3 protein-coding genes are annotated in these 1,184 nt (G+C 71.4%); 1 reads left to right on the plus strand and 2 read right to left on the minus strand.

Going from position 1 to position 1,184, the window contains the following annotated elements; translation table 11 throughout:
• The first annotated feature begins 12 nt into the window (after window positions 1-12).
• Complete coding sequence (locus D7W82_RS39690) at window positions 13-165, plus strand: Imm52 family immunity protein (RefSeq protein WP_120623189.1); 153 nt, start codon at window positions 13-15, stop codon at window positions 163-165.
• 6 nt (window positions 166-171) lie between these two features.
• Here the strand turns inward: D7W82_RS39690 and D7W82_RS39695 are convergent, their stop codons facing one another.
• The gene (locus tag D7W82_RS39695) at window positions 172-657 is read right to left on the minus strand and encodes a cupin domain-containing protein (protein WP_120623190.1); all 486 of its coding nucleotides are present in this window, start codon (window positions 655-657) and stop codon (window positions 172-174) included.
• Window positions 658-685: 28 nt separating this feature from the next.
• Entirely contained in the window at window positions 686-1,066 is a 381-nt protein-coding gene (locus D7W82_RS39700) for a helix-turn-helix domain-containing protein (RefSeq protein WP_014400835.1), read from the minus strand.
• Window positions 1,067-1,184 lie beyond the last annotated feature (118 nt).

Consider the following 1,184-nt stretch of genomic DNA (forward strand, 5'->3'; position numbering starts at 1 on the left):
TCCCCCGTCCAGGTGGAGCACATCCCGGACCGGGGCACGCTCATCACCCTCACGCAGGAGAAGTTCACCGCCTCCAACCCCGCCCACGTCGCCCTGGCCGCCGACGTCCAGGCGCGCCTCCAGGCGGCGGGGCTGCTCACCCCGCTCCGCCCCTGGGGCACCTGAGCCGCGTCAGCGCCGCCCGGCCTTCGCGAACCTTCGCAGCAGCGCCTCGTGCGCCGGGTGGCGGGCCACCAGCGCCTCCACCCCCGGCAGCTCGAAGTCCGCGAACTCGAAGCCCGGCGACACCGTGCACCCCACCAGCGTGTACGCGCCCAGCGGCTCCGCTGCCTGCAGCACCCCCGCCGGCACCAGCACCTGCGGCTGCTGGCCCTGCGTCACGTCCCGCCCCAGCACCGGGGACTCCACCCGGCCGTCCTCGTGCACCAGGTGCAACGCCAGCGGCTCCCCGTCGTGGAACAGCCACAGCTCGTCCGCGCCCACCACCCGGTGCCACGCGGAGAACTCCCCCCGCTGCAACAGGTAGTAGATGGCCGTCCCCGCGGACCTGCGCCCTCGCAGCGTCTGCACCTGGAACGCCGCCCGGTAGGTCTCCCGGTAGTAGCCGCCCTCCGGATGGGGCTTGAGGTCCAGCCTCCGCACCAGCTCTTCAACCATGGTGGGCACAGTCTAACGCCACGCCCTCTCAGGGCTTCTTCTTCTGCTGCTGCATCGCGGACGCCACCAGGTTCATCAGCTTCAGCTGCACCGGCGTCAGCCGCCGCAGGTTGCGCATCAGCCGCCGCATCTCCGGCACGTCCTCCTCCGTCCGCGCCCGGGGCTTCTCCTTCGGAGGCGGCGCCGCGAACTCCTCGCCCAGGCCCAGCAGGTCGTGCGGCGGGATGTTCAGGACGACGCACAGACGGCGCAGGTTCTGCACGCTCGGCAGCATGTGGCCACGCTCCAGCCGGCCATACACCTCCGACGCCATGCCGATGCGGTCCGCCACGTCCGCCTGCGTCAGACCCAGCTTCACCCGCACATTCCGTGCCGCCGAGCCGAGGATTCCCGCCAGTTCCGTGTCCATGCCCTTGTCCCGGGTGCGAAGCGCCTCCATGGCACCGGGCGCTGGGCATAACCCTGAAGGTCGGGTCATGTCACCTTACCTCTGGCGTTTTTTCCGCCTCCCCCACCCGACCCGGGAC

The sequence above is a fragment of the Corallococcus sp. CA049B genome, assembly GCF_003611685.1.
Lineage (GTDB): Bacteria > Myxococcota > Myxococcia > Myxococcales > Myxococcaceae > Corallococcus > Corallococcus coralloides.

Bases quoted from the DNA above. Each gene is read 5' to 3' on its own strand.
- D7W82_RS39700 (WP_014400835.1), bottom strand. From the start codon at position 1,066: ATGGACACGGAACTGGCGGGAATCCTCGGCTCGGCGGCACGGAATGTG.
- D7W82_RS39695 (WP_120623190.1), bottom strand. From the start codon at position 657: ATGGTTGAAGAGCTGGTGCGGAGGCTGGACCTCAAGCCCCATCCGGAG.